The organism is Pseudonocardia sp. TMWB2A, from assembly GCF_017312135.1.
Genome location: NZ_QKQY01000002.1, coordinates 2,903,566 through 2,919,442 on the forward strand (window position 1 = coordinate 2,903,566; position 15,877 = coordinate 2,919,442).

Genomic DNA, 15,877 nt, shown 5'->3' on the forward strand with positions numbered 1-15,877 from the left:
AAGGACACGTCCGCGCCGGTCGCGCCGGGGAAGCCCCCGATCGCGCGAGCCGGACCCGACAGCGAGGGGTACGCGTGCAACCCGGTCAGCCCGACATGCAGATGATCCTGCAGCAGGCCCAGAAGATGCAGCAGCAGCTCCAGCAGGCCCAGGCCGAGCTCGCGACCGCCGAGGTCACCGGCCAGGCCGGGAACGGGCTGGTCGAGGTCACCGTCACCGCGGGGCTGGAGCCGCGCTCGGTGCGGATCGACCCGAAGGTCGTGGACCCGGAGGACGTCGAGACCCTGCAGGACCTCGTCGCCGGCGCGCTCGCCGACGCAGTCCGCCGTGCGCAGGAGCTGCAGCAGGAGAAGATGGGTCCGCTCGCCGGCGGTCTCGACATGGGCGGCCTGGGCCTCCCGGGCGCCTGAGGTGTTCGAAGGACCGGTCCAGGACCTGATCGACGAGCTGGGACGCCTGCCCGGGGTCGGTCCGAAGAGCGCCCAGCGCATCGCGTTCCACCTGCTCGCCGCGGACCCGGCCGACATCAACCGGCTCCAGGAGGTCCTGCAGACGGTCAAGCAGGGCGTCGCGTTCTGCGACGTGTGCGGCAACGTCGCGTCGGACACCCGCTGCCGCTACTGCTCCGACGCGCGACGCGACCCGACGCTGGTGTGCGTGGTCGAGGAGCCCAAGGACGTCCTGGCCGTCGAGCGGACCCGGGAGTTCAAGGGGCGCTACCACGTGCTCGGCGGCGCGCTCGACCCGCTGGCCGGGATCGGCCCGGACACGCTGCGGATCCGCGAGCTGCTCGCCCGCCTCGGCGGCACCGGTCCGGCGACCGACGAGACCGAGATCTCCGAGGTCATCATCGCGACCGACCCCAACACCGAGGGCGAGGCGACCGCGACCTACCTGGTCCGGCTGCTGCGCGACTTCCCGGGCCTGAGCGTCACGCGGCTCGCGTCCGGCCTGCCGATGGGCGGCGACCTGGAGTTCGCCGACGAGATGACCCTCGGCCGCGCGCTCGCCGGCCGGCGGGCCCTCTAGGCCCCGGACACAGAACGGGCCGGTCCGCCCCGGGCGCGTCGCCCCGGTCGTGACCGGCCACCCGGCGCAGCAACCCCCCGCCGCTGCGCCGTCCTTCCTGGTGGGTCCCGACAGTGGTGTCAGTCGGAATCCTCGTCGCCCCACGCGTCCACGTGGTGCGGCCGGCCGTGGAGCTGGCGCTGCCTGCGCTCCCACTCCCGGCGTCGCTGCTCGGCGATCCTGCGCCACGCCTCGCTCTGGCGCCGGTCGGTCACCCCGATCACGATCGCCGAGACGACCAGCGTGGCCAGCCCCGCCAGGGCCACCGCCACCAGCGCGATCACGGCGACCACCGCCCGGTACGGGCGCTGTGGTGCGTGCCTGTGTGCGGCACCTGCGTCCTGCGGATCATGTCAATCTCCCTTCGTGTGTCGCGGTCGGTCCGTGGTCCCCGGTCGCCACGGTCGGTGTGTCTGCCGTCACGTCCGGGTGACTCCAGGATGCACGACGATGCGCCTCCGTGCAATTGCAGGCACAGGGAATTGCACAGAACTGTAGATTGCACGGCGGGGCCACGGAGGGGGCGCGAGGTGGAGCAGGAGCCGACCGGCGCGCGACGACGGCTGGGTGCCGAGCTGCGCAGGCTGCGCGTCAACGCCGGTCTGAAGCTGGAGGACGCCGCGGGCGGCGTGGGCTGCTCGACGTCGAAGATCAGCAGGCTGGAGAACGGCAAGGGGGTGCCGCGCCCGGCCGACGTCGCCGCGCTGGTCGAGGTCTACGGCGGGGTCGCCGGGGTCGAGGCGGAGATGCTCGAGCGGCTGGTCACCGAGAGCCGCACCCGCGGCTGGTGGGAGCCGTTCACCGAGGGCCTGCGCAGCGACCCGCACTTCCTGCCGTCGCCGGGGCGCTACGCCGCCGCCGAGTCCGACGCGACCGCCGTCGCCGCGTTCGACCTGACCGTGCTGCACGGGCTGCTCCAGACGCCCGCCTACGCGCACGCCGCGCTGCGTGCCCGGCTCCCGGGGCGCCCGGACTGGGAGATCGACCAGCTCGTGCGGCTGCGCGGACGTCGCCACGAGGCGCTCACCGCGACGCCGCCGCTGGTGCTCGACGCCGTCGTCGACGAGGCCGTACTCACCCGCGCGACCGGCGGCCCCGCGGTGATGGCCGAGCAGCTCGACCGGCTGCTCACGCTGTCGGGCCTGCCCGACGTGACGCTGCGCGTGCTCCCGTTCGGCGCCGGGCCGCAGCGGGCGCACGCCGGCCGCTTCGCGATCCTGACCGTCCCCGACGAGCTCGGCCCCGACGTCGTCCACACCGAGGGGCACGCGGGGGAGTCGTTCCTGGAGTCGCCCGCCGACCTGCGCACCTACCGCGAGGTCTTCGACGAGGTCCGGGCCGCCGCGCTCGACGAGGACGCCTCGCGGGCCGCGGTGTCGGCCCACCGGGACGCGCACCGGTCGGCCGTCGACGACGGCCCGGACGAACGGGACGTGCGTACCAGTTCGTAGCACTATCGTGACGCAAGGGTCTACCGGTTGGTAACGGACCGCTATAGGTTTCCCCGTCATCAGGTGTCCTCACGCACACATCGGGTGGACGCCTCTGCCGACGAGGGGACCGGAATGCGCAGACGGTGGATGACGGCGGTCATGGCGGGCGTGCTCGCAGTGGGCATGACCGCCTGCGCGAGCTCGGAGCGCGGAGCGGGTGGCGACGCCGCCGGGGGGACGTTCGTGTTCGGCGCCGCGGGTGCGCCGAAGAACTTCGACCCGATCTTCAACGACGACGGCGAGAGCTTCCGCCCGGCCCGGCAGATGTTCGACACGCTGATCACCTACAAGCCCGGGACCACCGAGCTCGAGCCCGGCCTGGCCACCGAGTGGAAGTCCACCCCGGACGGCAAGACCTGGACGTTCACCCTCCGCGAGGGCGTCACGTTCCACGACGGCACGCCGCTCGACGCGACCGCGGTCTGCGCGAACTTCGACCGCTGGTTCACCATGAAGGGCGCCGCGGCGCAGAGCCAGATGATCTACTACGGCGACGTCTTCGAGGGCTTCGCCAAGAACGAGGGCGACGCCTCGGGTACCCCGCTCTACAAGTCCTGCACGGCGCAGAGCCCGAACACCGCCGTCCTGGCGCTGAACAAGTTCAAGGGCGCGTTCCCGGCCGCCTTCGGCCTCACGTCGTTCTCGATCTCCAGCCCGGCGGCGCTCAAGCAGTACGACGCCGACGCCGTCACCCAGAGCGGTGACTCCTTCACCTACCCCGCCTACGCGAACGAGCACCCGACGGGCACCGGGCCGTTCAAGTTCGAGAGCTTCGACAAGGCGAACAACACGATCACCCTGGTCCGCAACGACCAGTACTGGGGCGAGAAGGCCAAGCTCGACCGGCTCATCTTCAAGATCATCCCGGACGAGAACGCCCGCAAGCAGGAGCTGGCCGCCGGCACCATCGACGGCTACGACTACCCGTCCCCGGCGGACTACCAGACCCTGAAGGACCAGGGCGACCAGGTGCTGATCCGCCAGCCGTTCTCGCTGCTCTACATGGGCATCAACACCAAGAACAACCCGAAGCTCAAGGACCTGCGGGTCCGCCAGGCGCTCGCCTACGCGATCGACCGCGAGTCGCTGGTCCGCACCAAGATGCCGGAGGGCTCCGCCGTCGCGAAGGAGTTCGTGCCGCCGACCGTCGCGGGCTACGCCGACGACGTCACCCAGTACCCGTACGACCCGGAGAAGGCCAAGCAGCTGCTCGCCGAGGCCGGCGCGCAGAACCTGACGCTGAACTTCTACTACCCGACCGAGATCACCCGGCCCTACATGCCGAACCCGGCGGACCTGTTCTCGGCGATGTCGGCGAACCTGAAGGCCGTCGGCATCACGGTCAACCCGGTCGCGCGGCCGTGGAACGGCGGCTACAAGGACGACGTCCAGAAGGCCGGCAAGCACGACCTGCACATGCTCGGCTGGACCGGTGACTACAACGACGCCGGCAACTTCGTCGGCACGTTCTTCGGCCGGGAGAAGGCCGAGTTCGGGGCGCAGGACCCGGCGATGTTCGCCGAGCTGGCCAAGGCCGACGCCATCCCGGACCCGGCCGGTCACGCCGCCGCGTACCAGCAGGCGAACAAGGACATCATGGCCAAGTACCTGCCGGCCGTGCCGATCCTGACCACCGGCCCGGCGATCGTCGTCGGACCGAACGTGCAGGGCGTGATCCCGTCGCCGCTGACCGACGAGCGCTTCGTCTCCGTCAGCAAGAACTGACCGTGCCCCGGGCGCCGCGGAGATCCCGCGGCGCCCGGTCGCGTGTCCCGCCTCCCACCACTGAGGACATCCACGCATGCTGCGCTTCGTCGCGCGCCGCCTGCTCCAGGTCGTCCCGACGCTGCTCATCCTGTCCGTCCTGTTGTTCGCCTGGCTGCGGTCGCTGCCCGGCGGACCGGCCGGTGCGCTGCTCGGAGACAAGGCGACCCCGGAGTCGATCGCGGCACTGAACAAGACACTGGGCTTGGACCAGCCCATCCCGATCCAGTACCTGCACTACCTCGGCCGGGCGCTGACCGGCGACTTCGGCGCCTCCCTCGTCACCGGCGACCCGGTGATCACCGAGCTCGGCCGGGCGCTGCCGGGGACGATCGAGCTGTCCCTGTCGGCGCTGCTGCTCGCCGTCGCCCTCGGGATCCCGCTCGGCTACCTCGCCGCCCGCCACCGCGGCGGGATCTGGGACAACCTGACCATCGTCGGGACGCTGGTCGGCGTCGCCGTACCGGTGTTCTTCCTCGGCTACGTGCTCAAGCAGTTCCTGGCCGTCGACCTCGGCCTGTTCCCGCCGTCCGGGCTGCAGTCGACCGGCATCGACGCCACCTCGGTCACCGGCTTCCCCACCCTCGACGGCCTGCTGACCCGCGAGTTCGATGCCAGCTGGGACTCGCTGCTGCACCTCGTGCTGCCGGCCGTCACGCTGGCGACGATCCCGCTCGCCGTCATCGTGCGGATCACCCGGGCGTCGGTGCTCGACGTGCTGGAGTCCGACTTCGTCCGCACCGCCAACGCCAAGGGCCTCGCGCCGGGCACCGTCCGCGGCCGGCACGTCCTGCGCAACGCGCTGCTGCCGGTCTCCACGACGATCGGCCTGCAGACCGGCCTGCTCCTCGCCGGCGCGGTGCTGACCGAGAAGGTGTTCAACCGGCCCGGCATCGGCACCCTGATCGCCGAGGGCATCGAGCGCCGCGACTACCCGCGGCTGCAGGCCGTGGTGCTGCTCGGCGCGCTGATCTACGTGCTGGTCAACCTGCTCGTCGACCTGTCCTACGCCGTGATCGACCCGAGGGTGAGGCTGCGATGAGCGCACCGACCACCTGGGCGCAGCGGCGGAAGGACCGGATCGACGACACCGCCGGCCGCAGCCTGTCCGCGGACGCGCTGCGCCGGCTGCGCCGCAGCCCCACCGCGATCGTCGGGGCGGTGATCATCGGGCTGTTCGTGCTGGTCTCGGTGTTCGCGCCGCTGCTGGCCCCGCACGACCCGGCCCAGGCGTTCCCGCAGCTGCTCGACCAGCTGCGCCCCGGCTCGATCCCCGGGCCGCAGCCCGGCTTCCTGCTCGGCAGCGACCAGAACGGCCGCGACGAGTTCTCCCGGATGATCCTGGCGTCGCGCCAGACCCTGCTCGTCGGCGTGCTCGCGACCGTGTTCGGGCTCGCGGCTGGCCTGGTCATCGGTGTGCTCGCCGGCGCGTTCGGCGGCTGGATCGACACCGTCCTCATGCGCGTCACCGACGTGCTGCTGTCGATCCCGTCGCTGCTGCTCGCGATCTCGGTCGCGGCGCTGGCCGCCCGGCCCAGCCAGACGACGGTCATCATCGCCGTCGCGCTGGTGAACGTGCCGATCTTCGCGCGGCTGCTGCGCGGGTCGATGCTCGCCCAGCGCGACTCCGACCACGTCCTCGCGGCCACCGCGCTCGGCGTGAGGCGACGGGCGGTCGTGCTGCGGCACATGCTGCCCAACGCGATCGGCCCGGTGATCGTGCAGGCCACGCTGACCCTGGCGACGGCGATCCTCGACGCGGCCGCGCTGTCCTTCCTCGGCCTCGGCGACGCCGACCCGGCCCGCGCCGAGTGGGGCCTGATGCTCGCCTCCGCGCAGCCCTACCTCGACGTCCGGCCCGGGCTGGCGGTCTACCCGGCGATCGCGATCATCGTCGTCGCGCTCGGGTTCACGCTGCTCGGCGAGTCGCTGCGCGAGGCCATCGACCCGAAAGGCCGGCGATGACCACACCTCCGATGAACCCGTTGTTGCAGGTCCAGGACCTGTCCGTGCGCTTCGTGCGGCGGGGTGAGGCCGACGTCGTCGCCGTCGACGGGGTGTCGTTCGACGTCCGCCCCGGCGAGGTCGTCGGCCTGGTCGGCGAGTCCGGCTGCGGCAAGTCCGTGACCTCCCTGGCGATCATGGGGCTGCTGCCGGGCCGCACCCCCCGGGTGGGCGGCTCGGTGCTGTTCTCCTCCGGGGACGAGTCCGTCGACCTGCTCACCCTGTCCGACGCCGAGCTGCGCGAGCGGCGCGGCCGCGACATCGGGATGGTCTTCCAGGACCCGCTCTCGTCGCTGAACCCGGTCGTCCCGGTGGGTGTCCAGATCACCGAGGCGCTCACCCGGCACCGCGGGATGAGCAAGGACGAGGCCCGCACGGAGGCCGTCTCCCTGCTGGAGCGGGTCGGCATCCCCGACCCGGCACGACGCGTGTCGGCCTACCCGCACCAGATGTCGGGCGGGATGCGCCAGCGTGCGCTGATCGCGATCGCGCTCGCCTGCCGGCCGAAGCTGCTCATCGCCGACGAGCCGACCACCGCCCTCGACGTCACCATCCAGGCCCAGATCCTGGAGCTGCTGCGCGAGCTCGTCGCCGAGACGGGAACGGCACTGATCATGATCACGCACGACCTGGGCGTCGTCGCGGGGCTCTGCGACCGGGTCAACGTCCTCTACGGCGGCCGGGTCGTGGAACGCGCGGAGCGGCACGCCCTGTTCGGGGGCCCGCGCCACCCGTACACCTCGGGACTCATCCGGTCGATCCCCCGGCTGGACTCCGACCCCGCCGCGGAGCTGCCCGCGATCACCGGGTCGGTGTCGGACAACCTGCCCTGGGACCACGCCTGCGCGTTCGCGCCGCGCTGCCCGCGGGCGCTGGAGACCTGCACCTCGGTCACCCCGGTGGCCGACGACGAGGCGGGTCGGCTGCTGCGCTGCCACAACCCCGAGCCGATCGGAGCGACGGCATGAGCCCCCTGCTGGAGGTCGAGGACCTGCAGGTCCACTTCCCGATCACCCGGGGTGTGCTGGTGCAGCGCACCGTCGGGCACGTCCGGGCCGTCGACGGCGTCTCGCTGCGGATCGAGCGCGGCGAGACCTACGGCCTGGTCGGCGAGTCCGGCTGCGGCAAGTCGACCCTCGGGCGGGCGATCCTCAAGCTCACCGAGCCGACCGCGGGCACGGTGTCCTTCGACGGCACCGACGTCGCCGCGCTGAAGGGGGAGCCGCTGCGCCGGATGCGCCGACGGTTCCAGATGGTGTTCCAGGACCCGATGTCCAGCCTGGACCCGCGGCAGTCGGTCGGGTCGCTGCTGCGCGAGGGCCTGGCCGCGCACGGGATCGAGGCCGGTCCGGACCGGCTCGCCGAGCTCATGCGCGCGGTCGGGCTGCCGGAGTCCGCGCTGCGCCGCTACCCGCACGAGTTCTCCGGCGGGCAGCGTCAGCGCATCGGGATCGCCCGGGCGCTGTGCGTGGAGCCCGACCTCGTCGTCGCCGACGAGCCGGTCTCGGCGCTGGACGTGTCGGTGCAGGCCCAGGTGCTCAACCTGCTGCGCTCGCTGCAGCGCGAGCTCGGCCTGACCTACCTGGTGATCGCGCACGACCTGGCCGTCGTGCGGCACGTCTCGGACCGGGTCGGGGTGATGTACCTCGGGTCGATCGTGGAGGAGGCGCCCGCCCGCGCGCTCTACGACGGTCCGCTGCACCCCTACACCCGGGCCCTGCTCTCGGCGGTGCCCCAGCCGGACCCGACCGTGGAGGACACCCGCGAGCGGATCCTGCTGTCCGGGGACCTGCCCTCGCCCGCCGCGCCGCCGTCCGGGTGCCGCTTCCACACCCGCTGCCCGTGGCGCCAGGACGACCGGTGCTCCACCGAGCGCCCGCAGCTGCGCGTGCTCGACGGCGACACCTCGGGGCACCGGGTCGCCTGCCACCACGCCGAGGCCGTCCGCGACGGGCGGATCACCCCGCACGAGGTGACCGCGGAGGAGGCCGACGCCGCCGTCGGCCCGGGCAGCGGCCCGGAGGTCCCCGACCAGCAGATCACCCTCGGCGACGCGATCGGCCGCTGACCCGGTCCCCGGCCCGCCCGCACGACGCGGGCGGGCCGGGCCGGAGCGGTCAGCGCAGGGCGCGGTTGATCGCGCTCACGACGCCCTTGAGGCTGGCGCTGGTGATCGAGCTGTCGATCCCGACGCCCCAGAACACTTTCTCCTCGACGGCGCACTCGACGTAGGCCGCGGCGCGGGCGTCGTCACCGCCGCCCATCGCGTGCTCGTGGTAGTCGAGTACCCGCACGTCGAACCCGATCCCGGCCAGCGCGTCGACGAACGCCGCGATCGGCCCGTTGCCGGAGCCGGCGATCTCGTGGAGGTCGGACTCGACGCGCACGGTCGCGACGATCTCGTCGCGGCCCTCGCCGTCGCTGTGGATGCGGTGGCGCACCAGCTTGAGCGGGGTCTCGCGGCCCAGGTACTCGACGTCGAACGCGTCGCGCATGGCCTTGGGCTCGACCTCGCCGCCCTCGGTGTCGGTGAAGGCCTGGATGACGTGGCTGAACTCGATCTGCAGCCGGCGCGGCAGGTCGAGCTGGTGCTCGGTCTTCATGATGTAGGCGATGCCGCCCTTGCCGGACTGGCTGTTGACCCGGATGACGGCCTCGTAGGTGCGGCCGATGTCCTTCGGGTCCACCGGCAGGTACGGGACCTCCCAGGTGTGGTCGGCGACCGGGTGCCCGGCCTCCGCGGCGTCGGCCTCCATCGCGGCGAAGCCCTTGTTGATCGCGTCCTGGTGGGAGCCGGAGAACGCGGTGTAGACCAGGTCGCCGCCCCACGGGTGGCGCTCGTGCACCGGCAGCTGGTTGCAGTACTCGACGGTGCGCCGGACCTCGTCGATGTCGGAGAAGTCGATCTGCGGGTCGATGCCCTGGGTGAACATGTTCATGCCCAGCGCGACCAGGTCGACGTTGCCGGTGCGCTCGCCGTTGCCGAACAGGCAGCCCTCGATCCGGTCGGCACCGGCCTGGTAGCCCAGCTCGGCGGCGGCGATGCCGGTGCCGCGGTCGTTGTGCGGGTGCAGCGACAGCACCAGCGAGTCGCGGCGGGCCAGGTTGCGGTGCATCCACTCGATGGAGTCCGCGTAGACGTTCGGCGTCGCCATCTCGACCGTCGCCGGCAGGTTGACGATCATCGGGTGCTCGGGCGTCGGCTGCCAGATCGCGCTCACCGCGTTGGTGATCTCGACGGCGTACTCCAGCTCGGTGCCGGTGTAGGACTCCGGCGAGTACTGGAAGGTCCAGTCGGTCGCCGGGTACTTCTCGGCGAACTTGCTGACCTCCTCCGCGCCGTCGGTGGCGATCTTGGTGATGCCCGCGCGGTCGGAGCGGAAGACGACCCGGCGCTGCAGGATCGACGTCGAGTTGTAGAGGTGGACGATCGCCGAGTGCGCGCCCTCGCAGGCCTCGAAGGTCCGCTGGATCAGCTCCGGGCGGGCCTGGGTCAGGACCTGGATCTGCACGTCCTCCGGGATCGCGCCCTGCTCGATGATCTCGCGGACGAAGTCGAAGTCGGTCTGGCTCGCCGCCGGGAAGCCGACCTCGATCTGCTTGTAGCCCATGCGTACCAGCAGGTCGAACATGCGCCGCTTGCGCAGCGGGCTCATCGGGTCGATCAGCGCCTGGTTGCCGTCACGCAGGTCGACCGCGCACCACAGCGGCGCGGTGTCGATGACCTTGTCCGGCCAGGTGCGGTCGGGCAGCGAGACCGGCTCGACCAGCTGATGGAAGGGCTTGTACCGGTGGACCGGCATCTGCGAGCCGCGCTGGCGGTTCCAGGCGGGCTGGGCCGCGTGCGGCGCGCCCTCGGGGGTGCGGACGTTGCTGCGGGCGCGGGCTTCGTAGGCGTCGGGAGAGGTGGTCACGGGAATGCTCCGTCGTCGTGCCGTCGTGGCGACCGGCGGACACGCGAAACCCCGCGACGAGGGGCCGGTCGGTTCAGACCCCGCCGCGGCGGCGAAGGAGCAGGCGCGCCATGCCTCCTACCGTAGACCCGAACCCCCGTTGCGCGGCAAGTCGCCACCCGCACGGTCGAACCCGGCCCCCGAGCCCCGGCTCGCAACGAAGTGATCACAACCAGGGGCGTTTCCCCTCGTTGGAAGGGCAGTGAGGGTGCGACGGTGCAACCATGACGCCGTCCGTGACGAAGGGGTTTGTGATGGCGGCAACCGTGGGTACGACCGTGCGGCAGGGCATGGGGATCATCGCGACGATCGTGCGGATCGTGGGCCTGGTGATCGTGGCCATCCTGGTCGCGCACATCGTGCTGACCCTGCTCGACGCCAACCCGGCGAACTTCCTCACCGAGTTCGTGTCCTCCTGGGCGGCCCAGCTGAACCTCGGGCTCGGTGACCTGTTCACCCCGGCCCAGCCGAAGATGGCCGTCACGCTCAACTACGGCGTCGCGGCGATCCTGTGGCTGATCATCACCACGGTCGTGGTCAGGCTGCTGCGCCGCGTCTGAGGACCGTCCGCTCCGCCAGCCGGGCGAGCGCCTTCGGGAAGATCCCGGCCGGCGGGGTGACGAGCCCCGCCCCGACCTGCCCGACGCCCGCGACGCGCCCGGCCATCCCGGTGTTGATCTGCGGGAGGATGCCCGTCCGGCAGACCCGGGTGACGTCGATGCCGCTGGGGACCCCGGCGAATTCCAGCACCGGGACGGTCCACCGCCGGCTCTCCCCGAGCGTGATCTCGCGCATCCGGCGGGTGGTCGCCAGTGCGTCCGGCACGGTCCCGCCGACGAACCGCACGATCGCCGGGGCGGTGGCCATGGCGAAGCCCCCGATCCCGGCCGTCTCGGTGATGGCCGAGTCGCCGATGTCGGGGTTGGCGTCGGCCGGGCCGTAGTCGCCCAGGAACAGGCCGTCGGCCAGCTGGGCCGGGCCGGTGAACCACTCGTCGCCGGTGCCGGAGACCTGGATCCCGAAGTCGGTCCCGTTGCGCGCCATCGCCACCACCATGGTGGAGCCCTCGACGTCCCGGGCGGCGTCCAGGGCCAGCTTGCACGCGGGCATGGCGAGGTTCAGGAAGAAGTGGTCGTTGCCGCCGACGAACCGCAGCGCCTCCGCGACGTCGGTGCTCGGGACACCCGCGGCGGCCGCCGTCGCGACGAGGTCCGGGCCCAGGTCCCGCAGGAGCATCAGGGTCCCCGCCCGGTTGCGGTTGTGCGCCTCGTCGCCCATCTGCAGCATCTGGGTGAGCACCCCGGTCACGTCGACCGGCTCGCCCGCGTCCCGCCGGGCCCGGACGGCACCACGCAGCAGTGGGCCCAGCACGTCGCCCATCCAGCGCAGCCGCCGGATGACCTCCGGGCCGTACGCGCCGTAGCGCAGGACCTTGCCCAGGCCCTCGTTGAGCGAGCAGTGGGTGCGACGGCCGGTGGCCGCGTCCTCCAGCACGAACATCCACATGCCCGGGGTGACGACGCCGGCCATCGGGCCGACCGTCCCCCGGTGGTGGCACGGCTCCAGCGACACCGAGGAGCCGGACGCGAACAGCGCCTCCGCGTCCTCCGGGTCGGTGACCAGGCCCTCCAGCGCCGCGCCGCCCATCAGGGCACCGCGGAGCGGGCCGGACGCACGTTCCCAGGTGATCGGCGGCCCGGCGTGCAGGAACTCGCCCGGGGCGAGGCCGAGGACCTCCGAGGCCGGGGCCACGTCGACGAGCGTCGCGGTGACGTCGAGCATCGCGGCCAGTGCGCGCTCGTTCGCCGTCCGGCGCAGCGGGTCGGTGGCGACGGTCGCGAGATCGGCCGCGGTGCCGTCCATCGGCGGGCGCCAGTCGACCCGGGTGACCGGGACGGCCTGGTCGGCGGCGGCGTCGGCGAGCAGGTCGGTGCCGGTGCTCACCAGCGGGGGGACGGTCATCGAGCGGCTCCGATCGTCGCGTCGGCGGGGAGGAGTGCGAGTGCCCGGCGGGTGGCGCGGGCGTGCGAGAGGTGGACCTCGGCACCGGCGTCGACCAGCGCGTCGATCTGGGCGGACAGGCCCTGCGGGTCGGCGGCGGTCCCGACGACGGAGACCACGACCGGTACCCGGGCCCCGGCGATCGCGGGGGCCAGCACGGAGACCGGGTCCGGCTCGGCGCCGTGTCCCAGCACCAGGTCGAGCAGGACGACGGCGGTCCCCGGGTCGGCCAGCGCCGCCGCGAGGTGCTCCAGGCGCACCGTCGGGTCGATCATCGGGTGGGCGCGGCCGCGGGTCCAGTCGTCGTCGCCGAAGTCGACGAAGGTGTGCCCGGCCCCGGCCGCCTCCGCGCCCGCGACCTGGGCGGCCTCGGTCGCGAGGGTGCCGCCGACGAACAGCCCGCGCAGCAGGTGACCCCCGTTCGCCGGGCGCGCGGTGCCGTGCACCGGCCAGTCCGGGACGGGGCGGCCCAGCCGGGCCAGGACGGCCTCGGTCGCCGCGGTCAGGTCGGGCCTGCCCGGCCCGAGCAGCGCGTACTCGACCGGTGTCGCGAGCGTCGCGACCACCCGGTCGATCTCCTCGGCGACCTCGGCCGCGGGCGGCTTGGACACCAGCACGATCAGCTCGACGGCCGGGTCGGCGTCGAGGCGGCGCAGGGCCTCCCGGGTGGCGAGGCCGCCGACCGCCGCGGACAGGTCCCGTCCGCCGACGCCGAGCGCGGCGTGCACGCCGACCCCGGCGTGGTCGAGCAGCGCCATCACCTGCTGGCACCCGGTCCCGGACGCGGCGACGATCCCCACCGGGCCGGGCTCCACGGTGTTCGCGAACCCCAGGCCGAGCCCGTCCAGCACGGCCGTCCCGCAGTCGGGGCCCATGACCAGCAGGGACCGCTCGGCGGCGGCCCGCTTGAGCGCCACCTCCTGCTCCACCGGCACGTTGTCGCTGAAGATCATGACGTCGCTGCCGGCGTCGAGGGCGTCCATCGCCTCGACGGTGGCGTGGGGCCCGGGCACCGAGACGAGCACGACCGCGCCCGGTGCCCGGTCCAGCGCGGTGGCGGTGGTGCGCGGCGGTGCGACGGTGCCGCCCTCCCCGCCGCCCGGCGCCGGGCGGTTCGCCTCGGCGAGGGCCCGGTCGACACCGGCCACGGCGGCGGACAGCGCGTCGTCGCCGGTCAGCCGCAGGGCGACGACCAGGTCGTTGGCGCCGGTCCCGGCGGGGACGGTGAACCCCATGCCGGTCAGGACCTCGATGTTGAGCGGGGTGGCCATGGCGACCTGCGCGGCGACCACCCCGTCGAGCTGCTGGGCGGTGCGGCTGACCCGGAGCAGGGTGACCGAGTCGGCGTAGGCGCCGGGCCGGACCTCGACGTGTGTCGTCGTCATGCGGCGACTCCTTCGGTGTGCAGGGCGGACAGGGCGAGCGCGGCGCCGTGGACCATCGCGGCCCCGGAGGTGTGCCCGACGGCGGTGAGCGCGGCCAGCGCCGCGGGCTCGGCCGGCGTGCCGAGGGCGGTGACCAGCGCGGCGAACTGGGGTACGACCTCACCGCGCAGTGCGCACCGCAGGAGCTCGGCGGACAGCAGCGTGGTGCGGTGCAGGTGGGCCCGGACGGCGGCGTCCACCCCCGGGGTGGGGGCGCCGGCGGCCCGGTGCAGGGCGAGCCAGCCGCACAGGACGTCGTCTCCGAGCGGGGTGAGGCCCTCGCCGCGTCCGACGAGCCCGGCGACGGCGGCCGGTGTCACCGCGGCCGGCAGGCCGGGGGCCGGCCGGAGCCCGGTGCGGCGCAGCGGGGACCGCGCGGGGACCCGGGTGTCGACCAGCCGCCGGACGGCGACCGGCTCGGCGTCGAGGTGCAGGACCCCGCCGCGCACGGCGGCCGTGCCGACGGCGAGCACGGGGAGCCGGGACCGCAGGCCGCAGGGCACTGCCACCGCGTCCGCGCCGAGGACGCCGACGCAGGCCTCGCGGCCGTCGTCGTCGTGGACGGCGAGGTAGACGGCATCGGGCCCGCGGTGCACGACCCGGACCGGTCCGTCCGCGGCCCGCCGCAGCAGGTCGCGGACCCGGACGGGTGCGCTGACTCCGATCACGGATCCGAAACTAGCCTGGGCAGGCGCGCCGACCGATGTTAACTTGTGCCACCTTCCACCCGAAGGGACGGCAACAGTTGCTGACGGACGAGAGCGGGGACCCGGAGATCCCGGCGCGTGAGGCGCTGGCCCGGCTCGATGCGCTGCACACCGGGCTCACCCGGATCGCGCTGGAGGGCGGGGACCTCGCGGGGATCGCGGCCGAGGTCGGGCGGGTGCTCGACGTGGGCGTCGCGGTCACCTCCACCGACGGCCGGGAGCGGGCGTCGGCGCTGTCGGAGGACCAGCTCCGGATGCTGACCGAGCACGAGCTCGTCGACCCGACGGGCCGGCTGCGCGTGGAGCGGATGGGGATCGACGGCGTCCGGGTCGCGGGCGGGGAGGCCCGCACCCTGCGGGTCGCGGCCGGCGGGCAGAACCTCGCCCGGCTGGTCTGCGTGCGCCTGGCCGCCCGGCTCGCCCCGGACGACGTGCAGGCGCTGGAGCGCGCCGCCGCGGTGGCCGCGCTGCTGATCACCCGCGAGGAGGCGGTCACCGCCGTCGAGACCAAGTACCAGGGCGACTTCCTGCGGGACCTGCTGCTGCGCCGTACCGCCGACCCCGCCTACGTCGCCGAGCACGCGGACACCTTCGGCTGGAACCTGCGCCGCCCCATGGTGGTGCTGACCGCCGAGCTCGACCCGATCGACGCACGGGTCCCCGCCGAGCAGTGGCGCGCCTGGCAGAAGCGGTTCTCGGCGGGGTGGCGCCAGGTCTGCTCCGGGCTGGGGGACGGCATCCCCACCGTCGACTTCTCCTCCGAGGTCGTGACTCTGCTGCCGGTCGATGCCGACCCCGGGTCACCCCCCGGGCGCGACATCGTGCGGCGGGCCGTCACCGCCGTCGCCGGGGACAAGGGCGGCGGACGGCGGCAGTTCTCGGCCGGGGTCAGCCGCCCGGTGCCCGACCTCGACGCTCTGCCCGGCGCCTACGCCCAGGCGCGGCGGGCGGTCGAGGTGGGCCGCCGCATCTCCGGCGGCGGCAGCACGACCTTCTTCGACCAGCTCGGCCTGCACCGGCTGCTCGCGCTCGTGCCGGACCCGGCGGAGCTGGACTCGTTCGTCCGCGACGCGCTGGGCCCGCTGGCCGAGGCCACCACCGAGGCCGCCGAGCTGCGGGAGACCCTGCAGGTCCTGCTGGACACGAACTTCAACGTGGCCGAGGCGGCGCGGGTGCAGTTCTTCCACTACAACACGATGCGGTACCGGGTCTCCAAGCTGGAACGGCTGCTCGGTCCGCTGTCGACGGACCCTAACCTGCGACTCGACGTCGCGGTGGCGCTGCAGGCGCTGCGCATCGGCGGCTGACCGGGCGGGAACGCGACCGACATCCGGCGGAAACCGGAGCGCCGACGCATGCATGCATCGTGCTGGCGTCATCAATTCGTGCCAGTGGATCGACCGGTCAATCGGCAGTAGTAGCCGTCGAGGTGCGACCTGGGTCTCATTAGCTTGAGTCGGGTC

At 73.2% G+C, this 15,877-nt stretch carries 15 protein-coding genes; 10 read left to right on the forward strand and 5 right to left on the reverse strand.

What is annotated here, in order from left to right; genetic code table 11:
* Positions 1 to 95: 95 nt before the first annotated feature.
* Both DMP17_RS28560 and recR read left to right on the forward strand, forming a co-directional pair.
* Positions 96 to 410, forward strand: a complete 315-nt coding sequence (locus DMP17_RS28560) for a YbaB/EbfC family nucleoid-associated protein (protein ID WP_060713646.1) — start codon at positions 96 to 98, stop codon at positions 408 to 410.
* Position 411: 1 nt separating this feature from the next.
* Positions 412 to 1,029, forward strand: coding sequence for a recombination mediator RecR (gene recR, locus DMP17_RS28565; RefSeq protein WP_062399547.1), 618 nt, complete (start codon positions 412 to 414; stop codon positions 1,027 to 1,029).
* A 119-nt stretch (positions 1,030 to 1,148) separates the two neighbouring features.
* Here the strand turns inward: recR and DMP17_RS28570 are convergent, their stop codons facing one another.
* Positions 1,149 to 1,340: a hypothetical protein gene (locus tag DMP17_RS28570; protein ID WP_337831119.1), complete on the reverse strand. Its 192-nt coding sequence runs from the start codon at positions 1,338 to 1,340 to the stop codon at positions 1,149 to 1,151.
* Between the two features lie 258 nt (positions 1,341 to 1,598).
* On the opposite strand from DMP17_RS28570, the gene DMP17_RS28575 reads away from it, so the two are divergent.
* From DMP17_RS28575 to DMP17_RS28600, 6 genes are all read left to right on the forward strand, one after another.
* Positions 1,599 to 2,519: a helix-turn-helix domain-containing protein gene (locus DMP17_RS28575; RefSeq protein WP_226354750.1), complete on the forward strand. Its 921-nt coding sequence runs from the start codon at positions 1,599 to 1,601 to the stop codon at positions 2,517 to 2,519.
* 114 nt (positions 2,520 to 2,633) lie between these two features.
* Positions 2,634 to 4,286 carry an ABC transporter substrate-binding protein gene (locus DMP17_RS28580; protein ID WP_443217915.1) on the forward strand — a complete coding sequence of 551 codons (1,653 nt, stop codon included), beginning with the start codon at positions 2,634 to 2,636 and terminating at the stop codon, positions 4,284 to 4,286.
* 76 nt (positions 4,287 to 4,362) lie between these two features.
* Positions 4,363 to 5,367: an ABC transporter permease gene (locus DMP17_RS28585; protein WP_062399555.1), complete on the forward strand. Its 1,005-nt coding sequence runs from the start codon at positions 4,363 to 4,365 to the stop codon at positions 5,365 to 5,367.
* On the forward strand, positions 5,364 to 6,290 hold the full coding sequence (locus DMP17_RS28590; RefSeq protein WP_226354752.1) for an ABC transporter permease: 927 nt from the start codon (positions 5,364 to 5,366) through the stop codon (positions 6,288 to 6,290). The genes DMP17_RS28585 and DMP17_RS28590 overlap by 4 nt, the downstream gene beginning before the upstream one ends.
* Positions 6,287 to 7,297 (forward strand): ABC transporter ATP-binding protein, encoded by a 1,011-nt coding sequence (locus tag DMP17_RS28595; protein ID WP_304580126.1) that lies wholly within the window; start codon positions 6,287 to 6,289, stop codon positions 7,295 to 7,297. The genes DMP17_RS28590 and DMP17_RS28595 overlap by 4 nt, the downstream gene beginning before the upstream one ends.
* The gene (locus tag DMP17_RS28600; RefSeq protein ID WP_226354753.1) at positions 7,294 to 8,397 is read left to right on the forward strand and encodes an ABC transporter ATP-binding protein; all 1,104 of its coding nucleotides are present in this window, start codon (positions 7,294 to 7,296) and stop codon (positions 8,395 to 8,397) included. Before DMP17_RS28595 ends, DMP17_RS28600 begins: the two co-directional genes overlap by 4 nt.
* 49 nt (positions 8,398 to 8,446) lie before the next feature.
* Here DMP17_RS28600 and leuA read toward each other — a convergent pair whose 3' ends face one another.
* Positions 8,447 to 10,243, reverse strand: coding sequence for a 2-isopropylmalate synthase (leuA, locus tag DMP17_RS28605; protein WP_226354754.1), 1,797 nt, complete (start codon positions 10,241 to 10,243; stop codon positions 8,447 to 8,449).
* Between the two features lie 293 nt (positions 10,244 to 10,536).
* Here leuA and DMP17_RS28610 point away from each other — a divergent pair, with 293 nt between their 5' ends.
* Entirely contained in the window at positions 10,537 to 10,842 is a 306-nt protein-coding gene (locus DMP17_RS28610) for a hypothetical protein (RefSeq protein WP_226354755.1), read from the forward strand.
* Here the strand turns inward: DMP17_RS28610 and DMP17_RS28615 are convergent.
* Genes DMP17_RS28615 through DMP17_RS28625 form a run of 3 tightly spaced genes read right to left on the reverse strand, consistent with a single transcriptional unit; the run spans position 10,820 to position 14,375 of the window.
* Complete coding sequence (locus tag DMP17_RS28615; protein ID WP_226354756.1) at positions 10,820 to 12,244, reverse strand: DUF1116 domain-containing protein; 1,425 nt, start codon at positions 12,242 to 12,244, stop codon at positions 10,820 to 10,822. The genes DMP17_RS28610 and DMP17_RS28615 overlap by 23 nt on opposite strands.
* Positions 12,241 to 13,668: an FdrA family protein gene (locus DMP17_RS28620; RefSeq protein ID WP_337831120.1), complete on the reverse strand. Its 1,428-nt coding sequence runs from the start codon at positions 13,666 to 13,668 to the stop codon at positions 12,241 to 12,243. Before DMP17_RS28620 ends, DMP17_RS28615 begins: the two co-directional genes overlap by 4 nt.
* A complete protein-coding gene (locus tag DMP17_RS28625) occupies positions 13,665 to 14,375 on the reverse strand; it encodes an oxamate carbamoyltransferase subunit AllH family protein (RefSeq protein WP_226354758.1) in 711 nt (236 codons plus the stop codon). Before DMP17_RS28625 ends, DMP17_RS28620 begins: the two co-directional genes overlap by 4 nt.
* A gap of 77 nt (positions 14,376 to 14,452) precedes the next feature.
* Here DMP17_RS28625 and DMP17_RS28630 point away from each other — a divergent pair, with 77 nt between their 5' ends.
* Positions 14,453 to 15,721, forward strand: a complete 1,269-nt coding sequence (locus tag DMP17_RS28630; RefSeq protein WP_226354759.1) for a PucR family transcriptional regulator — start codon at positions 14,453 to 14,455, stop codon at positions 15,719 to 15,721.
* The last annotated feature ends 156 nt before the right edge of the window (positions 15,722 to 15,877 follow it).

Excerpts from the sequence above, each read along its gene's own strand:
- DMP17_RS28560 (WP_060713646.1), top strand. The coding sequence starts at position 96 with ATGCAGATGATCCTGCAGCAGGCCCAGAAGATGCAGCAGCAGCTCCAG.
- DMP17_RS28580 (WP_443217915.1), top strand. The coding sequence starts at position 2,634 with ATGCGCAGACGGTGGATGACGGCGGTCATGGCGGGCGTGCTCGCAGTG.
- DMP17_RS28585 (WP_062399555.1), top strand. The coding sequence starts at position 4,363 with ATGCTGCGCTTCGTCGCGCGCCGCCTGCTCCAGGTCGTCCCGACGCTG.
- DMP17_RS28590 (WP_226354752.1), top strand. The coding sequence starts at position 5,364 with ATGAGCGCACCGACCACCTGGGCGCAGCGGCGGAAGGACCGGATCGAC.
- DMP17_RS28595 (WP_304580126.1), top strand. The coding sequence starts at position 6,287 with ATGACCACACCTCCGATGAACCCGTTGTTGCAGGTCCAGGACCTGTCC.
- DMP17_RS28600 (WP_226354753.1), top strand. The coding sequence starts at position 7,294 with ATGAGCCCCCTGCTGGAGGTCGAGGACCTGCAGGTCCACTTCCCGATC.
- DMP17_RS28610 (WP_226354755.1), top strand. The coding sequence starts at position 10,537 with ATGGCGGCAACCGTGGGTACGACCGTGCGGCAGGGCATGGGGATCATC.
- DMP17_RS28615 (WP_226354756.1), bottom strand. The coding sequence starts at position 12,244 with ATGACCGTCCCCCCGCTGGTGAGCACCGGCACCGACCTGCTCGCCGAC.
- DMP17_RS28620 (WP_337831120.1), bottom strand. The coding sequence starts at position 13,668 with ATGACGACGACACACGTCGAGGTCCGGCCCGGCGCCTACGCCGACTCG.